Origin of the sequence: Labrenzia sp. VG12, from assembly GCF_002237595.1 — a bacterium.
Lineage (GTDB): Bacteria > Pseudomonadota > Alphaproteobacteria > Rhizobiales > Stappiaceae > Roseibium.
The window spans coordinates 4991727-5006285 of the sequence record NZ_CP022529.1; the positions used below are offsets into that span (position 1 = coordinate 4991727).

A 14559-nucleotide genomic window follows, 5' to 3' on the forward strand; every position below is an offset into this window, starting at 1 on the left:
CAAGCTCCTAGCGTTCGCTCAGCGCCAGATCCAGGTTCGTGAAGACCGGCTTCCAGATGTATTCAAAAACGGTCTTCTTGCCCGTGAGGATGTCTGCTTCACCTGTCATGCCCGGCAGGAGCGCGAACTGGTCGGGATTGTCCCTGAAATAGGTAACCGGCACCTCGACCAGCACTTCGTAAAAGGCAGTGCCGCGCTCATCCACGATCGTCGTGGGCGAGACCTCCGTGACGGCCCCCTCAAGCGCGCCGTACCGGCTGAAGTCGAAGGCATCGATCTTGAGATTGACCCGCTGGCCGACCGAGACAAAACCGACGTCGCGCGGCTGCAACTGGGCGGCAAAGCGCAATCCGACATCCCGCGGTACGATTTCCGCCACAAGACCACCTGGCTCGATTACGCGTCCCACGACCGTATCCGGAATGGATTGCACATACCCTGCTACCGGGCTCTTGAGTTCGGTGGAAAGCACCCTCTGGCGCAGGCGTGCGATTTGCTCTGCCACGACACGCCGTTCGCCATTGATTTCCGCAATCCGATCTCGCGCTTCGGCGGCCTCGTTCAGGTCGATACGCTCCATATCTTCATGCAGTTCGGCAATCTCGGCCTCAATGACAGCCTTTCGGCCCGAGAGGGTCGCCAGTTCATAATCGTAGCGCGCTTCCTCCTGCACGGCCTCAACCAGCCTGGGGCGCGGTGTCAGTCCGCGTTCGACCAACCCATGAAGGGTCGTTGTCAGCTCCTTGGCGACAGCAAGTTGCCGTTCGACTGCCGGCCTTTCGCTGCCGATCGCCTTGAGATCTGCATTTTTCTCGGCGACCTGGCGAGCGATGACTTCGCGTTCATTGTCCAGGAATGCCTGTCGTGCCTCCAGAGCGGCGATTTCGCGATCAATCAATTCCTGGATTGCTTCAACGTCTTCTTGCGGTAGCGCTTCCTCTCCAGTCTTGACAGCAATCAGGTTCAGCGGCGCAAGGGCTGCACCTGCCACCTTGTCGAAATCGGGCGCACGCGCTTCGACAAGCGCCAACAGCCTTTCCTTTTCGAGCGAGAGCGCAAGCGCCTTCGCCTGGGCTTCGCGCAGCTCTGATCGCACATCGTCATGATCGAAGATCGCGATCGTGTCGCCTTGCGAGACAATGTCGCCCTTGCGCACGAGAACCGACGCAAGGGCCCCGCCATGTTCTGTCTGCAGTTGCTGGACCTCGCTGACAGGTTCAACCACGCCCCTGGCCTTTGCGACCTCGTCGATCGGTGTCATCACCGACCAGGCGACGAAAGCCACGAGACAGACACCGATGGCGGCGGCGGCCATGTTGGTCAGTCTGACGGCCTTGCCGTCGTTCAGCTCAAACTGATCATCCAGATGGGAAGGCTTCATCAGCTCGTCTCCTCGGGCGGTGAAAGGGGCGAAGTCTGGGGCGTCACGGGGCCGAAATAAGCCGGGGTGCCGTCATCCAGGACCAGTGCGTTGTCAGCAAGAGCCGTCAGGGAGGTGTCGTGTGTGGCAACAAAGACCGTTGCACGTCCCCTGAGCGATGTCAGGAGGGCCTTCAGCTCTTCCCGGTTGTAAGCCGTGTCGGATCCGATGCTGTCGTCCAGCACGATCAGACGGGCACCGGGATCAGGATGGTCCGAGAGCGCGTCAGGGCCGGAGCCATTGCCGGGACCGCCCAGGTTCAGCCACCGTGTGGCGCGGGCAAGTTCGTCCGGATCATACTGGGTGACGGAGCGGCCATTGAAAGCAAGGCGCCCGGATTGCGGAAGGACAAGACCGGACACCAGCTTCAGGAAGGTCGATTTTCCCGAACCGTTCGGGCCCATGACAATGGTCAGGGATCCTGGCGCACAGTCCAGCGACAACCCGGTAATCGCCGGATCCGCAGTCTGGTCGTACTTGAAATAAAGTCCCTTGGCACTGATGGCCGGAGCACCGTCTTCAAGACGTTCCAGCGCGGCCGGTTTCGCTTGAGGTGCTCCCCAGGAAAAGGCCTGATTGAGGCCGGATATCGCCGCTCTGATGCCCTTCAGGCGCGGCAAGGCCAGGAAAAACGCCTGGGACGGTCCTGTGATCCGCCAGGTCAGCAGCATGGTGCCGATCAATGCGCCGGCGGTGATGGTTCCGCCCATGGCGAGGGCCAGGCCGATGCAGAGCGTGGTCAGGGCCGCTCCCGTCCCCAGAACGTAAGCGAGCGACTGCAGGGCCGCGGCCCGGGTTGCCCGGCGCTGCTTGGCAAAGGCAGCCTGACGTGCAATCGAGGCAAACCGGGCAAACCATGTTGCGCCGTGTTCGATGTGCTGGATATCGGCCGCCTTGGCACTGAGCTCCGTCAGGGCTTCAACACGTTTTGCATTGGCGTTTTCAAGTTGCGGGTCAAGGCTCTGGCGGGTCTCGCTCAGCACCCAGCTCAAGGCCAGGAACAAGGTGAGGTAGATGGCAGGGACAAGCGCCATCCAGCCTCCGACAAACGCAATGGCGAGAATGGAGAGCGGAACAAACGGAGCATCGAAGATGGCCGCCGTGTTCTGTGACGCAAAGATCTCGGCGCTCTGTGCCGTGCTCTGCAAGCGGTTCTGGAGACGGTCGAAGCCCAATCGTTGCCGTATCGAATGTGGCAATCGAAGGATGCGGGAGAAGGACATCAGCCGTGTCGTTGACCCAAGGCGTGCATATTCCGCGGCCAGGAGCCTGGACCTGAGGCTTCTCAGCGCAAGGATCGCCAGTAGAACAACTCCGGCACCGGTCAGCAGAGGAACGAGGCTTTGCGTGGCCTGCGCGCCGAGAACACGATCAAAGATCGCCATGGAGAAAAACGGAATGAACAGGGCCAGTGCGTTGAGGACCAGGGAAAGCAACAGCGCCGTGCCGGCCACACGATTGATCCGGTTCCGGATCGACAAGGCGTGCACTGCGGCAACGGACTGCTCGGGATTGTGAATGAAGAGAAGCTTTGTTGCGTGCTCGACCCGCTGCCTTGTCTTGTCGTGAGAAAGACGGGACGAGGAGACTGAAGTTTCGCGGGAATCTTCCCTGACCAGGGCGTGCACGCCCTCCTTGTCCCGGACAAGCAGTGCGCCGTCCAGGCCGCTTCGCCAGGTTGCGGGGATTTTTGTTTCCACGCTCGCTCCGACATCAACAAGATCAAGCACCATCGAAGCTTCATCGAGGGTGTCGACCCCGGTGCTCGCCGGTATTGCCGCCGTCAGAACATCGGCCGACCGTCGCCAGCCTAGCGCTGTGAGGGCCGCCAGCAGAACCGTTTCAAGGTCGGTCTTCTGCCTGCTGGACATCGTCTCCGGAGAGCCGGGCACGTGCGATGGTCTGGAAAGGTCGGACTGATAGTTCATGCCGCGACCTCCGCGCCGGTTGAGGGCAGCACCGGAAGGTCACGGACTTCGTCAAACCGCGTGACCAGGCCGTTGGCGCTTTCGAACACGATCACCGTTGTCTCGCCTTCAAGGCCTTTCAGGAGATCGGCCAGCTTCTCGGTTCCGGCCGCATCCAGATATTGCGACGGCCAGTTGAGCAGCAGGACTTGAGGCTGGCAGGACATGGCCCTGACGAGCATCAGCCGCTTGAGATGACCGTCTGACAACGGTACGCCAAGCCCCGGTGAGAGCGGCGTTTCCACGCCATCACGCAACCGGCCGATTGCTTCCGAGAGACCAATTTTCTCCGACAGCAACAAGGCACGGTCCGTTGCGTCCGCGTCAAACGCGGTCATGTTTTCAAGAACAGTGCCGTTAAACACCCTGGGGCGCGCATCGCACACAGAGATGCGACACCGGGTCGGCGACACTGGCTCACCGTTGTCTGTGGTCAGGGTAACGCCCGTCAGGCTCTGGCTGTCTGCGGGCTCAGTCCTTTCCAGTGCCTCCCCAAGCTGCTGAAAGATGATCGTGCCCTGTCCAGGGCTCTGCGGCCGCAGGACAAGGCACTGTCCGGGCCGGGCTTCAAAAGAGCGGCCTGCGACCTGAAACCGAATTCCAACCTGTTCGCCCTGCGCGGCAGGCCTGGTCTCCAGCAATGAAACTGAGGGCATCGCCAGGAGGGTCTGAACGGATCGGAACGCGGTTGCCGAGACCTGCCGCCGGGCCAGCGCATTGACCAGTCCCAGGAGGCCGGCAACACCTCGTTGTCCGAGAATGAGGCAGGCCGCCAGACCGCCGGTGGTCATGTCCCCGGCGAGCACGACAAGCGACCCGATGCCAAGAACCGCAATCGTCGTGGCAAGGCCGCCGGACTGGCTGAGGTTCAGGGCGGCCGCAAGATTGCTCTCGGCGGCTTCCTGGGCAGATGCGAGACGTTTTTCGTGGCGCCGGACCTCCCCTGCGAAGTCCCCGAGGGTTCCGCTGGCGATGATGCGATCAAGCTGTTCCCTGCGGGTCATGATCAGGCTTGCCTGATCGGCGGAGGCCTCGAACAGTCTCAGGCCGGCCTGCGTCTGCCGGGCCGCGGCCAGCAGCGCAAAAGCTCCAAAGACGAAGAGAACGGCCAGCGGTCCGAAAACGGTCGGACCGCCGAGGAACCAGACCAGCGCCAGAAAGGCGATGGCAAAGGGGGCATCGAACAGCGCAAGCGTTGACTGCCCCACCAGCACGTCATTGGACCGGTTGATCGCCGAGAACAGTTCCCGGATCCGGCCGGGGCCATATGCGGTCAGGGTTTTCGGATCGATGGAGAGGAGCTTCTCGGCCGTCTTCAAGGACAGCCGGTATTCCGCCTGCGCTGCGAGCCGGCCCAGGATCGAAGCGCGCGCATACTTCACGAGGCCATCGAGAAGGATCGCCAGGGCAACAGCAGAGAAGATGACGATTGCGGTGCCGACCGCCTGATTGGCAAGGATGCGATCGTAGACCTGAATGAGCGCAAGCGGCAGGGCCAGTGCGAGAATGTTTGAAATCAGTGAAAGAACAATCAGCCAGAGCCGCGTGGTCATGAACCTTGACCTCTTTAGCGAAGGGAACCAAAGGCACGCAATTCGTGTCCTAGGAGACACCCTCGAAGCTTAGTTCGTTCTTTGTGAAAGTTAACTTAACGTCAGTTTTAAATTTGGTGTATTTTGGGAATCTGCAATCAGAGAAAAAGTGGATGCGCGGCCGCGGAACCGGAGCAAACCCTCTGGATGAGGTCTCTCGACCGGGAAGCACTGTTGGCGCGGATCGAGTCGAAAGAGGCCGCTACAGTCTGCAAGATTGCACTCGGCACATATTCCCGAACCAATGTGTTTGTATCTTTTGTAATGCTTGTGTTGCCTGTTGAGTTTCCAGCTCGTCACGGGCAGTACCTGCGTCAACCCGCCTTAGCCGGGTCGAACCCGTCAATGAGGCTCTCGAACAGTTTGACGTGGTCCGGTCTCATGCGGCCGGGCTTGTCGATCAGTCGCCGTGTGTCGGGCTGTGGGGTTCGATTGCGCATGTTGCCGATCAGGTCGAGTTGCCGCACTTCGGGAACCTTGCCGGAATGCTGCAGCGTGGTGCCAAGCTCTTCGTGTCCAAGATTCTGACCCCAGGCGTTCCGCTCCTGGATGGAATGACAGAGCTCTTCTCCTATTGCGGTTAGTGTTTTCCTCAGGGCCTGTAGCCGAAAGACGGGAACAATGGCGGCTTTGCAGGCGTGCTGCACCAGTTTTCGGATCGGGTCGGCAGATTGCCAACAGGAATCTTGAGCGGCACTTTAGGGGGACAGGCCATTCTTTAGTGGGTACTACGTTTGAACCAGAAAAGTAATCAAGCAGACAATAGCGGTCAGTCAGTCTGCGGCCGCATTTCTGTCATCTATCTTGTTGCCGAACGGTGCTGACAAACCGGTCTTTACTGCTAATATAGCGTCGGCGGCGCTTTCTCTGCTGTCGTTGGCTTTCCAACGGCCTACCGGGACTATTGCCTGGGCCGCCACTTCTCTCAATTGCTGCAAGAAGAGTACGGTTGACGGTTTGGCCGATCAGCATGTGTTGGAACACCAGAATGAGCCTGCTGTGCAACGCAGGCGCTGGCTGGTTAGCTCTTGATCAAAGCCTGCGCTGTGGCCTTCAAAACATGTCTGCTCTCTGAGGGCACCTGATTGATAAGATCGACCAATTCCAAGTCCTCTTCGGGCATTTCGGCGCGCTCCCATAATCCCAACATCAACTCGCGCTGGTAGTCATCGCTGAGTGTTGCGTAATGCTCCATGGTTGTCGTTTCGTTTTCATGGCCAAGATTTTGACTGACCGCCTTCCGCTCTTCCGGTGAACGTGCCTTTGAAAAGAACTGCCTGGCGAGTGTCGACCGAACGGAATGCGGGCAAAAATAGGGAACACCTGCAACGCGGGTCGCCTTCCTGATGATCTCCCGCACAGGTGCGGCGGTCTTCCAGAATTCCTCCTTGCGACCAGAGCATGGGCCTCGAACCGCACTGGGTGTCCTAGGAAAGAGCGGATCATCGCCTTCGGCTCCAGAAGCGCGTCTCTCCTCGACCCACTCCGTCACGATCGCTGCGATGTCTTCTCCAACTGGAAACCAGGTTGTTCGCGCGGTTTTGGAGAACTTCGTGTTCACTTCATTGGCGTCCTGGTCGACGCGTCGCCCCTCTATGTCCACGTGTTTGAGGCGCAAGCTAACAAGGACACCGTCCCGAACACCGGTGAGGAACAGAAAGGCAATCACTGCGCGGTCCCGCCGGTCCTGCAATGTTGTCTGAGGCATGGCCGCGAGTGTTGAGACTATGTCGGCTGCAGACGGAACATGTTTTGTCTTCGGTGTGTGGGCGATGGCGGTCAAGCGACGAGGTGGCGTGCAATAATCAGAGAGGTCCCTTTGAAGGGATCTGTAGCCTGATTGTTTGGCCAACCACTCTAGGAAGGCCTTCAGATCGTGACAGGTCTGCACGATGGTTGGCGCCGCCAGAGTTCTGTCCCCATTGGTCTCGCCGTGATCCGTCGCATTCAGTCTCTTTTTGAAGTTTATGATGTCATCCCGCGTCAGCTTGGTGAGTTCCTTGTCTCCAAGGCTGGTCGCGAATTGCCCGAGATGCCGCATCCTGGCGCTGATTGTCTTGGCATCCAGTCCCCGGGCCTCTTTCATGTGTGTTTGGTATAAATAGAGCATCCAAGCAGTGGAAGCGTGCATGTGGTCGACCTTCGATTAAGCTGATACGGCGAATTGCAGCGGGGAGAAGAGAGATTCCCTAATCGGGAGTCTCGGCGCTGCAATTGCGTTTCTGCAGATCTCTCAATCGGTGCAGATCGCTCTCACGGACAAACTTTGTGGTCCTGCCGCCAGTCTCGGGGCGTTGGATGGAGACAAGCGTAAAGAGCTTGCCTTTTTGCCCGACCGTGAAGGGTTCGATGAGAAAGGAATGTTTTTGCTTGCAGCAGACGCAGTAGATTTCCTCAAAGGTGCAGGGCACCTTGGCTTCCTTGCGCCGCCGGGCATGGAATTCATTCAGATCCTGCCCGAGAAAGAGGGTTTTCTGAGCCTCAATGGCTTTCAATCCGTAGCGCATCCAGTTCCGAACGGTCTGTCTGGAAACCAGATAGAGTGCAATCACGTCTTCGACAGTATAAAGCCAGTGGGCGCGCGCCAGCCGCGCGCTCTTGAGGGTTTGCCGCTTTTCCGTTTTTTCTGTCGAAGGCGCCCTCATGAGGTCACCCCCCGCAGCTTCTGGCAGTACTCTTCAATCTCCTCTCGACACCAACGGGTTGTTCCGGGGGAGAGTTCATGCCCCTTTGGGAACTCCGGATTGTTTCTGTTCCACCGCCAAATGGTGGGCTCGCTGACAGCAAAAAAGGCCGCAACGTCGCCGACTGTCATCCAGGGAGAAAGGACTTCAGCCTTCTTCGAGCCGCGTCTCTGGGTCGCGCCGGACTGCTTTGATTTTGTTTTCAGCCGAGCAGGCGCCAGCCTTTCCGGACGGGAAGCTCTGGGTGTCTGTTCGGATGGCGCTTCCGGGATGGAAGGATCAGTGGCTGGAAAGAGATCAGTCTGCCGTGCCGCGCACATGCAAGCCTCCAAAGTCGCCCTCGGGTAAACGAGCGGTTTCGGTTGGCGAGCACGTCCTGCGCAAGCTGGTGATGAACCCGGATGAGATGAATGAGCCGAGTTACATATTGGGTAGGCCCAGTTGCGATGTCGTGCAAGAGCCTGAGGCGAAAAACCTGATTGAACGTCAGGGCTGTGAATAAACCTGAAGTCTGATGGGCTGAATGATGGTCTGAAGAATCAGCCCGGCCATTGCCGATTTAAAATCAATATCTTGCTGGGAAAAATGGCGGAGAGAGAGGGATTCGAACCCTCGGAACGCTTGCGCGCTCAACGGTTTTCGAGACCGCCCCGTTCGACCACTCCGGCACCTCTCCGCGGCACTATGAGACAAACGGGTCTCAAGTGGCGCGGAACATAGACAGAGTGCGCCGCTATCGCAAGACCGGAATTGAGGAATTTTTCAGGGTGTGGATTTGACCGAAACCGCCATGTCAGCCGAGCGGTTGAAGGCAGTGCAAGGGCGATTGCATCCTGAACGTGATCTTGCCCGGATCGTGGCCTTCACCGACGGCGGAACCGTGCTCGTACGGCAGCAACTTGAACGGCGGCAGCTTGAAACGAAACACACCGGCAGCGTCAGCCATGCCATTACAGGCACATATCTCTCGTGTGTAATGCCACGTTGCAGACAAGCGGGTGTCAGCTCAAACCATTCGGCCAATGGATTCAAATACAAGGACTTTCCTGGATCAGGAGGTATATTTCCGTTTGACATCGGGAGCTGGCCGACTATATTGCGCGGGCTCGAAAAGGTTCGCTTTTTCGGGTTTTGTTTGTCGTTCCAGGCCTGCCGGGCTTTCAAAGCTTCACGCTCAACCCCGTCACAAAGACCTGTCAGCCGGATTTGCCGGAGAGACAGGCGCCTCGCGTTCGACCGAGAAAACAGCCAGTTGCGGTGCTACCCGCTCGCCGCTGGTATGTCAAAAACGAAAAGAAGGACGTGCGAGACATGTTCGCAGTGATCAAGACCGGCGGCAAGCAGTACACCGTCGCCGCAGACGACCTCCTGAAGGTCGAAAAACTGGACGCCGAAGCCGGCAGCTCCGTCACCTTTGACGAAGTTCTGATGGTTGGCAACGGCACCGATACCACCGTTGGCGCACCGACCGTTGAAGGTGCCAGCGTTGTTGCGGAAGTGGTCGAACAGGGCCGTAACCGCAAGGTCATCATTTTCAAGAAGCGCCGGCGTCAGAATTCCCGCCGCCGCAACGGTCACCGTCAGTCCTTCACCCTCGTCAAGGTGACCGACATCCTGACCGGTGGTGCAAAGCCGGCCAAGAAGGCAGCGCCGAAAAAGGCTGCGCCGAAGGCTGAAGAAACCGCTGAAGCGGCTCCGGCCGCTGCAGAAGCCGCACCGGCTGCTGCAGACGACTTGAAAAAACTGGACGGCGCCGGTCCGGCAGCTGTGAAAAAACTGAATGAGGCAGGTATCACCACCTTCGCTCAGATCGCAGCCCTGACCGCTGACGACATCGCCCGCGTTGAAGAAGAAACCGGCCTGAAAGGCAAGTTCGAGCGCGGCAACTGGGTTGAACAGGCCAAGGAACTTGCAGGCAACTAAGCCGCCGTTTCAGGCCCGTTAGATTTAAGAATTCGAAGAACGAGGAGTTCTCACGATGGCACATAAAAAGGCAGGCGGTTCATCCCGCAACGGCCGCGACTCAGCTGGCCGCCGTCTCGGCATCAAGAAATATGGCGGGGAAGCAGTGATTCCCGGCAACATCATCGCGCGTCAGCGCGGCACCACCTGGCACCCGGGCACCGGCGTTGGTATGGGCAAGGACCATACCATCTTCGCGACCGTGGAAGGCAAGGTAGAGTTCCAGGCGAAAGCCAACAAGCGAACCTACATTAACGTGCTCCCGGTAGCGGAAGCAGCGGAGTAAAGCCGACGTGAAGTTTCGAAACGCCGGCGTCCCATTAGACCCCGGCAATTCGAGATGAGGCCAACAACCGGCCAGTCAGAATTCCAAGGGGGAGATGGGGCGCCATCTCTCCCTTGATTTGTTTTGGCTGGAGGAAATGATGGTTGTTGAAAGTGATGGTCTGTTAGACGAGAGCAGTTTGGTCGCGGCCCCGTTGCCGCAGGACGCGGTTCGTGTGCGGCTCGACCAGCCGCGGGCGGACGATCTGGCCGATCTGGTGTTTTTGGCCAACAACAAGACCGTGGCGGCGAATCTCGCCACCATGCCCCACCCGTTCTCGCTGGAAGATGGCCGGGCGCTGATTGCCAAGGCGCATCAGGCGAAACCCCAATCCGCGACTTTTGCCATCCGGCTGAAGAGCACCGGCCGGCTGATCGGCGTGGCCCGCTATGCCAATGTCGAACCGGGCGGTCCGATCCATGTCGGCTACTGGCTGGGCGAACCCTTCTGGGGTCAGGGCTTTGCAACCGAAGCGGTGCATGCGCTGGTCGACCACGCCTTTACCTATCACGACATTGAAGAACTGCAGGGCTCCTGCCGCGTCACCAATCCGGCTTCGCGCAGGGTTCTGGTGAAATCAGGGTTCCAGTTCCGGGACCAGGCCATGATCCGCTCCGTTGGGGCGGGTGGCTCGGTGCCGATCGAACGTTACACGCTGGAACGCGCTGTCTGGAAGTCGTTGAAAGGATGGGGGCAAGGACGATGAGCATGTTGCCGGAACTGAAAACCCGACGTCTGGTTCTGCGGCCGATCGCCATGAGCGACGCCGAGGCCATGGTGGCGCTTGCGGGCAAGGATTTTGAAGTTGCCCGCTGGCTGACGTCCTTTACCTGGCCCTATGAGGACGGATCGGCGGAAGATTTCCTGAAGACGGTGGTCGGCAAGGACCCGTTCGAGACCGAGGCCCTGTTCGCGATCACGCTGGGCGGCGTGTTCATTGGCGTCGTTGCCATCGAGCCGCCGGGCGACCTGGAAGATCTCGCCGACCTGCCGACGCTTGGCTATTGGCTTGGCCGCGCCTTTCAGGGACACGGCTATGCCAGTGAGGCCGTGGAGGCTGCCCTGGCCTGGGCCTTCGAGGCGTTTCACACCGAGGCTATCGCGGCGCGCGCCTTTGAGGAAAACTTCCGCTCGCGGGGCCTTCTGCGCAAGCTGGGTTTCAAGCCCTATTCCATGACCGAGCGCTTTTCCAAGGCACTGGACCGGCGGGTGTCGAACGTTGTCGTACGCTTGTCTCGGGCCGATTTCGAAGCCGGGCGGAAAGCGGCATGAGCCTTCCTGTGCTCAAGACCGAGCGGCTGACGCTCCGTCCGCTCACGCTAGAGGATGCGGACCGGGTGCGGGCGCTGGTGGGCGACTATGACGTCTCAAAGATGCTCTCCGTCGTGCCGCATCCTTACAGCCGGGAAGATGCGGTCTGGTGGATCAACCAGACCGCCGCCTTTGACGATGACGGAGAACGTGCCTTCGCGATCGACGATGGCAGCGGCCTGATTGGCGCGGTTTCGGTGGGGCGGGCAGGTCCGGAGCCGGATTTCGGTTATTGGCTCGGCAAGCCCTACTGGGGCAGGGGTCTGATGAGCGAGGCGGCGCACGCGGTGCTGACCTGGCATTTCGGCGAAAGCCCTGAAACGACGGTCACGAGCGGCGCCCTCAACGAAAACCCGGCCTCGCTCAACGTCTTGCGCAAACTCGGGTTTGACGATCCTCACGCAATTCTCTTGTCGATCCGGGCTCGGGGGGAGGATTTGCCGGCGACGAAATTCCGGTTGACCCTTGATGCCTTCCAGGCAGAGGAACCTGTCTTGTCATGAGTACGATCCATCTGAAAACGGACCGCTTGCAATTGCGTGCACCCTGCCCGGAGGATCTTCAAAGCTGCGCGGAGCTGCTTGGTGACTACGAAGTGGCCAAGATGCTCTCGCGCGTTCCCTATCCATATGATCTGGACGCCGGCAAAGCCTATCTCAGCCGCTCCGTCGAGCGTTGGCGGGATATTGAAACCGCTGATGAACTCGGGCTTCACATTGATCATAATGGCCGAATGATCGGCGGCATGGGCTTCAAAAAGTTGCAGGAAACCCCCGAGATCGGCTATTGGCTGGGGCGCCCCTATTGGGGCAAGGGGTTTATGAGCGAAGCGGTCGAGGCCGCCGTGACCTGGCTGTTCCAGAACACCGGGCACGAGCGACTGGCCGGCGAGGCCATGACAGAGAATTCCGGTTCTCTGAAAGTGCTCGAAAAACTCGGCTTCCGGCTGGTGGGCGAGGTCGGTTGCAAAAGCGTTTCGCGCGGGACCACAATCCCCGCCCTTCGCATGGAAGTTACACGAACCGAATTTCTGAACGGCCACTGACCGGGAAGCGGATCAAGGCCTGACAGCAGGACAAGATAAAGAGAACAACAATGAAATTCCTCGATCAGGCCAAGATCTATGTGCGCTCCGGCAATGGCGGCGCGGGCTGCGTGTCGTTCCGGCGCGAAAAATACATCGAATATGGCGGTCCGGATGGCGGCGACGGCGGCAAGGGCGGCGACGTCATCGTCGAATGCGTCGACGGCCTCAACACGTTGATCGACTATCGCTACAAGCAGCACTTCAAGGCGGCCACCGGCATTCACGGCATGGGCCGTAACCGCACCGGGGCCCATGGCGATGATGTCGTCCTTCAGGTGCCGGTCGGCACGCAGATCTTCGAGGAAGACAACGAGACCCTGATTGCCGATCTGACCGAGCTGGGCCAGAAGGTTCTGCTTTTGAAGGGCGGCAATGGCGGCTTCGGCAACGCGCATTTCAAATCCTCGGTCAATCAGGCGCCGCGCCGGGCCAACCCGGGCCTGGAAGGCGAGGAAAAATGGATCTGGCTGCGCCTGAAGCTGATCGCCGATGCCGGTCTTGTTGGTCTGCCCAATGCCGGTAAATCAACCTTCCTGGCAACGGTCTCCGCCGCCAAGCCGAAAATCGCGGACTATCCCTTCACGACGCTCCACCCCAATCTCGGCATCGTCCAGATCGACGGCAACAGCTTTGCCATGGCCGATATTCCGGGTCTGATCGAGGGCGCACACGAGGGCACCGGTCTTGGCGACCGGTTCCTGGGCCATGTGGAACGCACACGCGTGCTGCTGCATCTGGTCGACGGGTCCGGCGAGGAAGATCCTGGCGAAGCTTATCGTGTGGTTCGCGGTGAACTCGAAGCTTATGGCGCGGGCCTGACGGAGAAGCCCGAAATCGTGGCGCTGTCGAAATGCGATGCGCTCAACGAGGAACTGATTGCCGAACAGGCCGCGAGCCTGGAGGCTGCCTGCGGCCAGAAACCGCTGATCCTGTCCTCGGCCAGCGGGCTGAATGTCGACCGGGCGCTGCGCATGATCGTGCGGGCCATCGACAAGGACAAGGAAGACGCTGCCAACCAGGTGCCTGCTCCCGAGCAGGAGGGCTGGCACCCGTAATGACCCGCAGCCTGAAAAGTTTCAGCCGGATCGTCGTCAAGATCGGATCCGCTCTTCTGGTCGAGCGCGGCGAACTGAAACGCGCCTGGCTGGACGCGCTGATTTCGGATCTGGCAGGCCTCGCCAAGAGCGGCGCGGACGTGCTGATCGTCTCCTCCGGTTCGATCGCGCTCGGACGCGGTATCCTGGGTCTGCCCAAGGGGCCGCTGAAACTTGAGGAAAGCCAGGCGGCCGCCGCTGCCGGTCAGATCGCGCTTGCCCAGGCCTATGCGGATGCGCTCGGTGCCCATGGCAAGAAGGCGGGTCAGATCCTCCTGACCCTCGGCGACACGGAAGAGCGCCGGCGCTATCTCAATGCCCGGGCAACCATCGGCACGCTGCTCAAGCTCGGCGCCGTGCCGATCATCAATGAAAACGACTCTGTCGCCACCTCCGAGATCCGCTACGGCGACAACGACCGTCTTGCCGCGCGTGTGGCGACCATGGCGAGCGCCGACTGTCTTGTGCTCCTGTCCGATATCGACGGGCTTTATACGGCCCCGCCCGCGCAGGACCCGGATGCGGTGTTCCTGCCCGAAGTCCCGCGGATCACCGCCGAGATCGAGGCGATGGCGGGCAGCGCCGGCTCGGAACTGTCGCGCGGTGGCATGAAGACAAAGATCGATGCCGGCAAGATTGCCACGGCCGCCGGAACCTCGATGGTGATCACCTCCGGCAAGGAACTCAATCCGCTGCAGCGCCTGGAAGAGGGCGCGCGCGGCACCTGGTTCCCGGCGCTCAGCTCTCCGGCGAGTGCCCGCAAGGCCTGGATCGGCGGTCATCTGGAACCACGTGGCCGGATCACGCTGGACGATGGCGCGGTAAAGGCCATGACCTCCGGCAAAAGCCTGCTGCCGGCAGGCGTTGCGGATGTTTCCGGCAGTTTCGGCCGGGGAGATGCCGTCATTCTGACAGACAAGGCCGGCCGCACGATTGGCCGGGGCCTGATCGCCTATGACGCGGACGAGGCACAGCTGATTGCCGGGCGCAACAGCAAGGAAATCGAGGCCATCGTCGGCTATCCGGGGCGCGCGGAAATGATCCACCGGGACGATCTTGTCCTGGAGGATGCCTTTTTATCTGGAACGCGCTAAAACGCGTTTGACTGAGCGGCTTG

At 60.0% G+C, this 14559-nt stretch carries 15 protein-coding genes and 1 tRNA gene; 8 read left to right on the plus strand and 8 right to left on the minus strand.

The window, feature by feature from the left end; all coding sequences use genetic code 11:
• Positions 1-7: 7 nt before the first annotated feature.
• From CHH27_RS23070 to CHH27_RS27800, 8 genes are all read right to left on the minus strand, one after another.
• On the minus strand, positions 8-1381 hold the full coding sequence (locus tag CHH27_RS23070) for an HlyD family type I secretion periplasmic adaptor subunit (protein WP_094073676.1): 1374 nt from the start codon (positions 1379-1381) through the stop codon (positions 8-10).
• Entirely contained in the window at positions 1381-3348 is a 1968-nt protein-coding gene (locus CHH27_RS23075) for an ABC transporter transmembrane domain-containing protein (RefSeq protein WP_094073677.1), read from the minus strand. The genes CHH27_RS23070 and CHH27_RS23075 overlap by 1 nt, the downstream gene beginning before the upstream one ends.
• Positions 3345-4940, minus strand: coding sequence for an ABC transporter transmembrane domain-containing protein (locus CHH27_RS23080; RefSeq protein ID WP_094073678.1), 1596 nt, complete (start codon positions 4938-4940; stop codon positions 3345-3347). The genes CHH27_RS23075 and CHH27_RS23080 overlap by 4 nt, the downstream gene beginning before the upstream one ends.
• Before the next feature lie 353 nt (positions 4941-5293).
• Positions 5294-5626: a hypothetical protein gene (locus CHH27_RS27795; RefSeq protein ID WP_157739062.1), complete on the minus strand. Its 333-nt coding sequence runs from the start codon at positions 5624-5626 to the stop codon at positions 5294-5296.
• 374 nt (positions 5627-6000) lie between these two features.
• Positions 6001-7110, minus strand: coding sequence for a site-specific integrase (locus tag CHH27_RS23090; RefSeq protein ID WP_094073680.1), 1110 nt, complete (start codon positions 7108-7110; stop codon positions 6001-6003).
• A gap of 58 nt (positions 7111-7168) precedes the next feature.
• A complete protein-coding gene (locus tag CHH27_RS23095) occupies positions 7169-7624 on the minus strand; it encodes a hypothetical protein (RefSeq protein ID WP_094073681.1) in 456 nt (151 codons plus the stop codon).
• Positions 7625-8249: 625 nt separating this feature from the next.
• Positions 8250-8339: transfer RNA gene (locus CHH27_RS23105), tRNA-Ser, on the minus strand.
• A 117-nt stretch (positions 8340-8456) separates the two neighbouring features.
• The gene (locus tag CHH27_RS27800) at positions 8457-8609 is read right to left on the minus strand and encodes a hypothetical protein (protein ID WP_157739063.1); all 153 of its coding nucleotides are present in this window, start codon (positions 8607-8609) and stop codon (positions 8457-8459) included.
• Between the two features lie 365 nt (positions 8610-8974).
• Between CHH27_RS27800 and CHH27_RS23110 the strand changes: the two genes are divergently transcribed.
• The 8 genes from CHH27_RS23110 (at position 8975) to proB (ending at position 14536) form a co-directional block, all read left to right on the plus strand.
• Entirely contained in the window at positions 8975-9586 is a 612-nt protein-coding gene (locus tag CHH27_RS23110; RefSeq protein WP_094074958.1) for a 50S ribosomal protein L21, read from the plus strand.
• A 55-nt stretch (positions 9587-9641) separates the two neighbouring features.
• The gene (rpmA, locus tag CHH27_RS23115; protein WP_094073683.1) at positions 9642-9911 is read left to right on the plus strand and encodes a 50S ribosomal protein L27; all 270 of its coding nucleotides are present in this window, start codon (positions 9642-9644) and stop codon (positions 9909-9911) included.
• 139 nt (positions 9912-10050) lie between these two features.
• Complete coding sequence (locus CHH27_RS23120) at positions 10051-10656, plus strand: GNAT family N-acetyltransferase (RefSeq protein ID WP_208988339.1); 606 nt, start codon at positions 10051-10053, stop codon at positions 10654-10656.
• On the plus strand, positions 10653-11222 hold the full coding sequence (locus tag CHH27_RS23125) for a GNAT family N-acetyltransferase (protein WP_094073685.1): 570 nt from the start codon (positions 10653-10655) through the stop codon (positions 11220-11222). The genes CHH27_RS23120 and CHH27_RS23125 overlap by 4 nt, the downstream gene beginning before the upstream one ends.
• Positions 11219-11764 carry a GNAT family N-acetyltransferase gene (locus tag CHH27_RS23130; protein WP_094073686.1) on the plus strand — a complete coding sequence of 182 codons (546 nt, stop codon included), beginning with the start codon at positions 11219-11221 and terminating at the stop codon, positions 11762-11764. Before CHH27_RS23125 ends, CHH27_RS23130 begins: the two co-directional genes overlap by 4 nt.
• The gene (locus CHH27_RS23135) at positions 11761-12306 is read left to right on the plus strand and encodes a GNAT family N-acetyltransferase (RefSeq protein ID WP_094073687.1); all 546 of its coding nucleotides are present in this window, start codon (positions 11761-11763) and stop codon (positions 12304-12306) included. The genes CHH27_RS23130 and CHH27_RS23135 overlap by 4 nt, the downstream gene beginning before the upstream one ends.
• Positions 12307-12356: 50 nt before the next feature.
• Positions 12357-13403 carry a GTPase ObgE gene (gene obgE / locus CHH27_RS23140; RefSeq protein WP_094073688.1) on the plus strand — a complete coding sequence of 349 codons (1047 nt, stop codon included), beginning with the start codon at positions 12357-12359 and terminating at the stop codon, positions 13401-13403.
• Positions 13403-14536, plus strand: a complete 1134-nt coding sequence (gene proB, locus CHH27_RS23145; protein WP_094073689.1) for a glutamate 5-kinase — start codon at positions 13403-13405, stop codon at positions 14534-14536. Before obgE ends, proB begins: the two co-directional genes overlap by 1 nt.
• Positions 14537-14559 lie beyond the last annotated feature (23 nt).

What these genes read in the sequence shown, in the direction of transcription:
- CHH27_RS23070 (WP_094073676.1), bottom strand. Translation starts at nt 1,381, where the DNA reads ATGAAGCCTTCCCATCTGGATGATCAGTTTGAGCTGAACGACGGCAAG.
- CHH27_RS23075 (WP_094073677.1), bottom strand. Translation starts at nt 3,348, where the DNA reads ATGAACTATCAGTCCGACCTTTCCAGACCATCGCACGTGCCCGGCTCT.
- CHH27_RS23080 (WP_094073678.1), bottom strand. Translation starts at nt 4,940, where the DNA reads ATGACCACGCGGCTCTGGCTGATTGTTCTTTCACTGATTTCAAACATT.
- CHH27_RS23090 (WP_094073680.1), bottom strand. Translation starts at nt 7,110, where the DNA reads ATGCACGCTTCCACTGCTTGGATGCTCTATTTATACCAAACACACATG.
- CHH27_RS23095 (WP_094073681.1), bottom strand. Translation starts at nt 7,624, where the DNA reads ATGAGGGCGCCTTCGACAGAAAAAACGGAAAAGCGGCAAACCCTCAAG.
- CHH27_RS27800 (WP_157739063.1), bottom strand. Translation starts at nt 8,609, where the DNA reads ATGGCTGACGCTGCCGGTGTGTTTCGTTTCAAGCTGCCGCCGTTCAAG.
- CHH27_RS23110 (WP_094074958.1), top strand. Translation starts at nt 8,975, where the DNA reads ATGTTCGCAGTGATCAAGACCGGCGGCAAGCAGTACACCGTCGCCGCA.
- rpmA (WP_094073683.1), top strand. Translation starts at nt 9,642, where the DNA reads ATGGCACATAAAAAGGCAGGCGGTTCATCCCGCAACGGCCGCGACTCA.
- CHH27_RS23120 (WP_208988339.1), top strand. Translation starts at nt 10,051, where the DNA reads ATGGTTGTTGAAAGTGATGGTCTGTTAGACGAGAGCAGTTTGGTCGCG.
- CHH27_RS23125 (WP_094073685.1), top strand. Translation starts at nt 10,653, where the DNA reads ATGAGCATGTTGCCGGAACTGAAAACCCGACGTCTGGTTCTGCGGCCG.
- CHH27_RS23130 (WP_094073686.1), top strand. Translation starts at nt 11,219, where the DNA reads ATGAGCCTTCCTGTGCTCAAGACCGAGCGGCTGACGCTCCGTCCGCTC.
- CHH27_RS23135 (WP_094073687.1), top strand. Translation starts at nt 11,761, where the DNA reads ATGAGTACGATCCATCTGAAAACGGACCGCTTGCAATTGCGTGCACCC.
- obgE (WP_094073688.1), top strand. Translation starts at nt 12,357, where the DNA reads ATGAAATTCCTCGATCAGGCCAAGATCTATGTGCGCTCCGGCAATGGC.
- proB (WP_094073689.1), top strand. Translation starts at nt 13,403, where the DNA reads ATGACCCGCAGCCTGAAAAGTTTCAGCCGGATCGTCGTCAAGATCGGA.